Source organism: Mycobacterium sp. 1465703.0, assembly GCF_001672975.1.
Taxonomy (GTDB): Bacteria; Actinomycetota; Actinomycetes; order Mycobacteriales; family Mycobacteriaceae; genus Mycobacterium.
Genome location: NZ_LZKU01000070.1, coordinates 21,971 through 29,751, shown reverse-complemented (window position 1 = coordinate 29,751; position 7,781 = coordinate 21,971). Strand labels below are relative to the sequence as shown.

General features: G+C 66.3%; 9 protein-coding genes. 4 read left to right on the top strand and 5 right to left on the bottom strand.

Going from position 1 to position 7,781, the window contains the following annotated elements; translation table 11 throughout:
• Both A5625_RS06430 and A5625_RS06425 read right to left on the bottom strand, forming a co-directional pair.
• On the bottom strand, nt 1–293 hold a 293-nt coding region (locus A5625_RS06430), incomplete at its 3' end, for a TIGR03618 family F420-dependent PPOX class oxidoreductase (protein ID WP_066990382.1).
• A 95-nt stretch (nt 294–388) separates the two neighbouring features.
• Nucleotides 389–622: a general stress protein CsbD gene (locus A5625_RS06425; RefSeq protein WP_066990379.1), complete on the bottom strand. Its 234-nt coding sequence runs from the start codon at nt 620–622 to the stop codon at nt 389–391.
• Between the two features lie 282 nt (nt 623–904).
• On the opposite strand from A5625_RS06425, the gene A5625_RS06420 reads away from it, so the two are divergent.
• The 4 genes from A5625_RS06420 (at nt 905) to A5625_RS06405 (ending at nt 4,410) form a co-directional block, all read left to right on the top strand.
• A complete protein-coding gene (locus A5625_RS06420) occupies nt 905–1,357 on the top strand; it encodes a nuclear transport factor 2 family protein (RefSeq protein ID WP_066990402.1) in 453 nt (150 codons plus the stop codon).
• 79 nt (nt 1,358–1,436) lie between these two features.
• Nucleotides 1,437–1,865, top strand: coding sequence for a DoxX family protein (locus tag A5625_RS06415; protein WP_066990376.1), 429 nt, complete (start codon nt 1,437–1,439; stop codon nt 1,863–1,865).
• Between the two features lie 211 nt (nt 1,866–2,076).
• On the top strand, nt 2,077–3,471 hold the full coding sequence (locus tag A5625_RS06410; RefSeq protein ID WP_066990373.1) for a wax ester/triacylglycerol synthase family O-acyltransferase: 1,395 nt from the start codon (nt 2,077–2,079) through the stop codon (nt 3,469–3,471).
• A gap of 60 nt (nt 3,472–3,531) precedes the next feature.
• Nucleotides 3,532–4,410, top strand: a complete 879-nt coding sequence (locus A5625_RS06405; RefSeq protein ID WP_066990370.1) for an alpha/beta fold hydrolase — start codon at nt 3,532–3,534, stop codon at nt 4,408–4,410.
• Between the two features lie 7 nt (nt 4,411–4,417).
• Here the strand turns inward: A5625_RS06405 and A5625_RS06400 are convergent, their stop codons facing one another.
• From A5625_RS06400 to A5625_RS06390, 3 genes are read right to left on the bottom strand one after another with little or no spacing between them, the layout of a single operon-like run.
• The gene (locus A5625_RS06400; protein WP_066990367.1) at nt 4,418–5,254 is read right to left on the bottom strand and encodes a mycofactocin-coupled SDR family oxidoreductase; all 837 of its coding nucleotides are present in this window, start codon (nt 5,252–5,254) and stop codon (nt 4,418–4,420) included.
• Complete coding sequence (locus A5625_RS06395; protein WP_066990364.1) at nt 5,251–6,066, bottom strand: mycofactocin-coupled SDR family oxidoreductase; 816 nt, start codon at nt 6,064–6,066, stop codon at nt 5,251–5,253. Before A5625_RS06395 ends, A5625_RS06400 begins: the two co-directional genes overlap by 4 nt.
• Nucleotides 6,063–7,703: an NAD(P)/FAD-dependent oxidoreductase gene (locus A5625_RS06390; RefSeq protein ID WP_066990361.1), complete on the bottom strand. Its 1,641-nt coding sequence runs from the start codon at nt 7,701–7,703 to the stop codon at nt 6,063–6,065. Before A5625_RS06390 ends, A5625_RS06395 begins: the two co-directional genes overlap by 4 nt.
• Nucleotides 7,704–7,781 lie beyond the last annotated feature (78 nt).

The following is a 7,781-nucleotide window of genomic DNA, read 5'->3' as shown; positions in this document are numbered from 1 at the left end:
GGCGCGCCGCCTTCGACGATCCGCGCGGTCCCGGTGATGGACAGGTAGGGCCGCATGCCGTGGCCCGCGCTGTCCAGCGACACGATCGTGACCGCTACCCGGGGATCACGACGGACGTTGCGGACTTTCTTGTGCTCGCCCAAGTGCGCCGAGACGAGTTCATCCCCGTCGGGGGTGGACTGCAACGCCACCCAGACCAGGCTCAGCTGTGGGCTGCCGTCGGGGTTCAGGGTGACCAGGGTGGCGTCCGCACCCTTGCCGATGAGGTCGCGACCGGCATCGTTGAGTCTCATCTGTTGTGTTACAGCAGCGCGCGGCTTTTCATTCCCCGGGCAGCAATAAAACGGTGGCCCGGCCACGCCTGTGACCGGGCCACCATCGAATGCCGCTACTGTTCGGCCTTCTGACGGGCTTCGCTGATATCGGCTGCCTTGCGGGCGCTCTCGGCCTCGGCCTCTTTCTGAGCCGCCTCGCGCTGTGCGTCGGCCTTGTCCTGCTGGGCCTTGCCCTCACGCATCAGGTCGTCGCGTCCGGCGACCGCGCCGGCGACTTCCTTGACCTTGCCCTTGACTCCCTCGACGACGCCCTCGATGGCTTCCTCGGGACCGCTCTTGTCCGACATACGTGCTCCCTCCGTGTCGCGTATCTCGCCACCCTTATTGCCCAGCCGCCCGTTTCCCAAAACGTGGATAGTAAGTAGCCTTCGACACACCATCGGCAGCTCACCGCGGGTTCGGCTCGTGACTCGGTGCGGGCGTTGAGCGCAATTGATTGGCCGGGCAACATCATTGAGGGCACCGGCGCAACTCCGACGCCCGCCGCCCCGCCTTAGCGTCGGTAGCTCTTGTGTATGCGCCTAGGCTGATGGGCCAAGGAGTCGGCGGCGGGGCGAGGAGTCGTGACGGTGGAGATGTGGGAACTGGTCGCCCGCGAGCGAATCCGGGACACCCTGGCGCGCTACAACTGGTCCGGTGATGTCGGCCGGCTCGACGGCCTGGCGGAGACGTTCTGCGCCGACGGCGTGCTCGAGATACGGGGTTTCGAGCCATTGCGGGGGCGATCGGAGATTGCGGACTTCTTGGGCGGTGTCACCGGGAAGGTCGCCGCCGACGCCGACGTCAAACCGATTGTGCGCCATAACGTCGCGAACGTGTTGTTTACCGAGGTGGCACCCGGCCATGCCCAGGTCCAGTCCTACTTCACCGTGGTCACCCACATCGGGCTCGACCACTACGGCCGGTATCGCGACCTCCTGGTTCCCCAGGGTGACACCTGGTTGATCAAGCACCGGAAGGTTTCGACGGACTGGGCAGTTCCCGACTCGGCCATGGCCCGCCAGCCTTCCGGAGCACCGTGATCGGCGCGTCATCGCCCTGCCAAATCCATTGCCCGCGTGAAGTTTCCAGCTTGATCCAGGACTACTGAAGGGACTGATCATGGGTACGTCCGATACCGACCGCGCCGTGGCGTATCTGCTGCTTCGGTTGACCATCGGGGCGAGCCTGTTCGGCCACGGCTTGGTCCGGATGCCGAAGCTGGCGGCCTTTCACACCCAGATGGTGAGCGAGTTCAAGACCTCGATGATCCCCGCCGTCCTCGTCTCGGTGTGCAGTTACGCGCTGCCCTTCGCGGAGCTGATCACCGGGGTGCTGCTGCTGGCCGGCCTGCTGACCCGGGCCGCCGCGATTGTCGGCGGACTGGTGATGATCATCTTGGTGCTGGGCGCAACGTCGATCGAGCACTTCAACGTGATCGGCGAGCAGCTTGTGCACGCACTGTTCTTCGTCAGCGTGATTGCCTTCCGCGGTCACAATCGCTTCTCCGTGGACGGTCTGCGCGCCGCCCGCCGAACCGCCAATACATAACCGGCAAGCGCCGGTCTACGTCGACATCCGGCGAGCGGCGATTTCGTTAAATGTATCGGCGAAATGTTTGCCCGAAGCTCCGCAGCGGCTACAGACATGGGGTCACACCAAAAGATTGCGGTCGGCCCGATGAAACGTCCCTTCAGGAGCTCCGGGGTGACCGCCGGTCATGTGACCAGCGGTCATGGCCGCGTACAAGAGACGAGCAAGCATGCAACGACTTAGTGGTTTAGACGCGTTCTTTTTATACCTGGAATCGCCAACGCAGCCTTTGAACGTTTGCTGCGTTCTGGAGCTCGACCCCTTGACCATGCCGGGGGGCTACACCTTCGATCGGTTCCGCGAGGCGCTGACAGCGCGGGTGGATGCCGTGCCCGAATTCCGCCTCAAGCTGGCGGACAACCAACTCAACTTCGACCATCCGGTGTGGGTGGACGACGATCGGTTCGATCTGGCTCGCCACCTTCACCGGGTGGCCCTGCCGTCGCCCGGCGGCCCGAAGGAATTAGCGGACATCTGCGGCCACATCGCCGGGCTGGCACTGGACCGCGATCGTCCGCTGTGGGAGATCTGGGTGATCGAGGGCCTGCACGGTACCGAGCGGCTGTCGGTTGTTCTGAAGGCCCACCACGCGGTGGTCGACGGCGTGGGCGGCGCCAACCTGCTCGCGCAGTTGTGCAGCGTCGAACCGGACGCTCCGCCACCGAAACCGGCCGAGCGCAGCACTGCGGCCAATCCGCTGCACATCGCCGCCAGTGGTTTGATCGGCGCGGCGTTGCGGCCGTGGCGTTTGGCCAAGGTGGTGCCCGCCACGGCGCTGACGCTGGCGCAGACCGTACTGCGCGCCCGCAGCGGTGGCCACACCATGGCGGCCCCGTTCGCGGCGCCGCCGACCGCGTTCAACGGCTCGTTCACCCGGCGCCGCAATATCGCTTTGACCAGTGTGGATTTCGAGGACGTCAAAACGGTCAAACGCCGGTTCGGGGTGACGGTCAACGATGTGGTGACGGCGCTGTGCGCCGGTGCGCTGCGGCAGTTCTTCCTGGACCGCGACGCCCTGCCGGACATCCCCATGGTGGCCAGCGTGCCGGTGTCGGTACACGGCAAGTCCGCCCGGCCGGGGCGCAACCAGACGACCTGGATGCTCTGCCGTCTGGAAACCCACATCGACGACCCCGTCGAACGGCTGGCCGCCATCGCCGCCGGAAACGCTGCCGCCAAGGACCACGCCGCCGCGATGGGCCCGAGCCTGCTGCAGGACTGGACGCAGGTGGCCGGACAGACCATGTTCGGCGCCGCCATGAAACTGCTGCCGCGCATTCCGCTGCCCGAGAAGCCGCCCCACAACCTGGTGATGTCGAACGTGGCCGGCCCAGAAGACCAGCTTTACTTCCTGGGCTGCCGACTCGACGCCATGTACCCGCTCGGGCCGATCATCGCGGGCGCCGCCCTCAACATCACCGTGATGTCGCTCAACGGCCGCCTGGGTGTGGGGATCATCTCGTGCCCGGACCTCGTTCCCGACCTCTGGGATCTCGCCGACGCGTTCCCCGCGGCACTCAAAGAACTGTTGAGTTGCGGCGAGCCCGGCCACAACCCAAGCTGAGCGACCCGGTCAGCGGAACCCCGTCCACCATCGCTGCCGAGGCATGGCAGGGTGACATCCGTGGCGGACACTTCTGAATCGACGACCATCGCGGCCCAAGACCTGCGTGAAATCAGCACCGAAAAGGGCGCTTTGCGCTACTACGACAGCGGCGGCCCGGAGTCGGGCCCGGTGTTGCTGTTCCTGCACGGGTCCGGCCCCGGTGTCACCGGCTGGCGCAACTTCCGCGGGGTACTGCCCGCCTTCGCCGCCCACTATCGCTGCCTGATCCTGGAGTTCCCCGGTTTCGGGGTCAGCGACGACTTCGGCGGGCACCCGATGGTGACCGCGTTCGGCACGGTGTCGCCGCTTCTGGACGCGCTCGGCGTCGACAAGGTGCACATCGTCGGCAACTCGATGGGCGGTGGCGTCGGCATCAACTTCGCCACCCACAATCCGGACCGCGTCGATCGGCTGGTGACCATCGGTGGCATCGGCACCAACATCTTCAGTCCCAGTCCCAGCGAAGGGATTCGGCTGTTGCAGGAATTCGTCGAGGACCCGACGCGGCAACGGCTGGTCGACTGGCTCAAGTCGATGGTCTACGACCAGGCGCTGGTCACCGACGAGCTGATCGAGGAACGCTGGGAGCTGGCCACCGACGCGGATACCCTGGCCGCGGCACGACGCATGTACGGCAAGGCGGCGTTCGCCGGGATGAATGCCGCGCTGAACGCCTCGGACCGGCCGCTGCCGTGGGCGACCATGCACAAGCTCACCGCGCCGACCCTGCTCACCTGGGGGCGCGACGACAGGGTGAGTCCGCCGGATATGGCGCTGATCCCGATGCGCACCATCCCCAATGCCGAGCTGCACATCTTCCCCAACTCGGGGCACTGGGCGATGATCGAGGCCAAGGAGGCCTTCGAAAGCACTGTGCTGGCGTTCTTGTCGCGCTAGCCGCTCCTCATCGCTGGGTGGCTCCGGCGTCGACCGGCAGGACGATCGCGGTGATGTAGCGCGCCTCGTCGGAGGCCAAGAACAGTGCGGCGTTGGCCACGTCCACCGCATCCACCCACGGCACCGCGAGCATGTTCATCGCGCAGGCCGCCTCGGCGAATTCCGCGCGGGTGGGCGGACGGTCCAAGTCAGGCCGAAACGCACTGCTGACGACATCGTTGTGGATCATGGGCGTGTCGACATTGGTCGGGTTGACGCAGTTGACCCGAACATTATGCGGCGCAAGCTCATTGGCCAGGCTACGCATCAACCCGATGACGCCGTGCTTGGCGGCGGTGTAATGCGCAACGCCGACCAGCCCGCGCAGCCCCGCGATGGAGCTGGTCAAGATCATCGCCCCGGCTCCACGCTCGATCAGATGCGGTGCCGCCGCGCGGCAGGTGTGCCACACCCCGGTGAGGTTGACGTCCAGCATGGTGCGCCAAGCGTTTTCGTCCAGGTCGATCGCCATCCCGCGGGACGTGATTCCGGCCGTCGCGCACACCGCGTCCAGACCGCCGAACCGGTGCACCCCGCGATCGGTGGCCGCCTGCACACCGGTGAGATCACGGACATCGACGATCTCGGTGTGCACAAGCCCGCCCACCTCGCTCACCAGCGACGCGGTGGTGTCGAGGTCGGCCGGGGTGCTGTGCGGGATCATCACCGTGTCGACCGGGCCGCACACGTCGAGCGCCACGATGTCGGCCCCCTCCTGCGCGAACCGCACCGCCTGCGCACGACCGATCCCCCGCGCCGCACCGGTGATCAGAGCGACCTTGCCCGTCAACCGCCCGAGGGTCATGTCGTCTTCTGGGTGAGACCGGCATCGACGACGAGCTGAGTGCCGGTGATGTAGCGCGCCGCGTCCGAGGCCAAAAACAGCACGGCGTTGGCGATGTCGACGGGCTCGACCCACGGCACCGGCAGCAGGTTTCGCGCCTGCAGCACCTCGGCCGCATCGGCCGCCGTCGGGTTGTCCAGGTCGGGCCGCAGTCGCCGAAAGGTGGCCTCGTTGAGCACCATCGGGGTGGCCACCGGACCGGGGTGCACGGTGTTGACCCGGATGCCGTGCGGTCCGAGCTCGTTGGCCAGTGTGCGCGCCAGTCCCACCACCGCGTGCTTGCTGGCCGTGTAGTGCGCGGTGTTGGGCAGGCCGCGCAGTCCGCTGGTGGAGCTGATGATCACCACGGAGCCGCCCTGGTCACCTTCCCGATCAGACATGTGCGGGACGCTCGCCCGGACCGTATGCCACACACCGGTGAGGTTGATGTCGAGGGTGCGCTGCCAGACCTGCGGGTCGAGTTCCCACGACGGCGCTCCGGGCAGGTGGACTCCGGCATTGGCCACGACGATGTCGAGCCGCCCCAAGTCGGCCACTCCGGCGTCGATGGCGGCCGTCACCGCCGCGAGGTCACTGACGTCGGCCAGGCCGGTCGCGCACCGCCGACCGCGGCTCTCGACTTCGCTTGCGGTACAACGTAACTCGTCGGCCGCAGCGGGAGCGTCCAGTGCGATCACGTGGGCGCCCTCGTCGGCGAAGCGTTCACAGTGCACCCGGCCGGTCCCCTTGGCGGCGCCGGTGACCACGACAACCTTGTCCAGCAGTCCTGTCATGGTTCGATTAGATCGAAGCCCCGGTAACCGGCGTCGGCGACCTCGGCGCAGATGTCGTTGTATGTGGCGAAGCCCCCGGTGAAGAGCATGAAGCCGCGCGGCTTTCCCGGCACGTTGGCGCCCATGTACCAGGAATTCGCCTTGGTGAACAGTGTCGTCTGGGCCCGGCGGGCGCATTCGGCGCCCCAATCATCGACGCTGTCCACGGTGGCTTCCAGCGCGGCGTACCCGTGATCGTCGAGGAAGGCGATGGCGTCGGCGATCCAGTTCACCTGCGCTTCGGCGTGCAGCACCATGTTCGCCAGCACGGCGGGTGCTCCCGGGCCCGAGATCAAGAACAGGTTGGGGAAGCCGTCGACGCCCAGGCCCAGATACGTGCGGGGGCCGTGCGCCCAATCGTCATGCAGGGTGGTGCCGTCACGCCCGGCGATGTCGATGTTGCCCAGCGCCCCGGTCATCGCATCGAAACCCGTTGCCAACACGATCATGTCGACGTCGTAATGGGCTTTGGCTTTATGAACCCCGGTTTTATCAATCCCGGTGGTATTGATCCCGGTGGCGTCGACGGATTCGATCGGGGTCGCCCGCACGCTGATCAGCGACACGTTCGCCCGGTTGAAGGTCTGAAAGTAGTTGCTGTCGGTGCAGATTCGCTTGGTACCGATCGGGTGATCGGTCGGGATCAGCAGGTCGGCGACGGCAGGGTCATTGATGACGGCCCGGACCTTTTCCTCGTAGAATTTGCGGGCCTCTTCGTTGGCCTCGAGGTCGGTCATCTGGTCCGGGAAAGTCTTGGAGAACAGCACACCACCGAGCTGCCAACGCTTTTCGAACGCAGCACGACGCTCTTCGGCGGTGAACTGCATCGCCGGCTTCGCGGCGGTGATGTGCGGTGAGCCGCCTGCGCTGCGCCACGACAGCGCCCGCCGCTGTGCGTATCCCGCCTTGATGTCGGCTAGCTCCTCGGCGGTCAACGGTTTGTTGCCGGCCGGCACGCTGTAGTTGGGGGTGCGCTGAAAAACGTAGAGGTGCGCGGCACGCTCGGCGATGACCGGAATCGACTGAATGCCGGACGATCCGGTGCCGATGACGGCCACCCGTTTGCCGGTGAAGTCAACGGGATGGTGCGGCCAGTGCGCGGTGTGGTACGTCTCGCCCATGAAGCTGCCCAGCCCAGGGAAATCCGGGGTCAGCGCGGCCGACAAAGGCCCGGTCGCCATCACACAGAACCGGGCCGAAAGCGTCTGCCCCTTATCGGTTTTCACGATCCAGCGCAACGTCGTTTCGTCGAGTGTCGCGGAGACGACGCGGGTGCCCAGCGCGATGTCGCGGCGCAGGTCGAGCTTGTCGGCGACCCAGTTCAAATACTCGAGGATCTCGGCCTGGGTGGCGTACCGTTCGGTCCAGTTCCATTCCTGCTGCAGTTCGTCGGAGAACGAGTAGCAGTAGTCCACACTCTCGACGTCACAGCGGGCGCCCGGATATCGGTTGTAGTACCACGTGCCGCCCAGTTCGGGCGCGGCCTCCAGCACCCGCACCGAGAGCCGTTGCGCGCGCAGTTTGTGCAGGGCATACAGGCCGGCGAACCCCGCACCGACCACGACGACATCCAGGGACTGTTGGCCGGCATCGTTCACAAGCAGTCACCGTAGGGCCTTCGGCTTCGCGGACCGCTCCCCCCTCCCGGTCACCGGACGCTCAGGGCGACCTTTCCC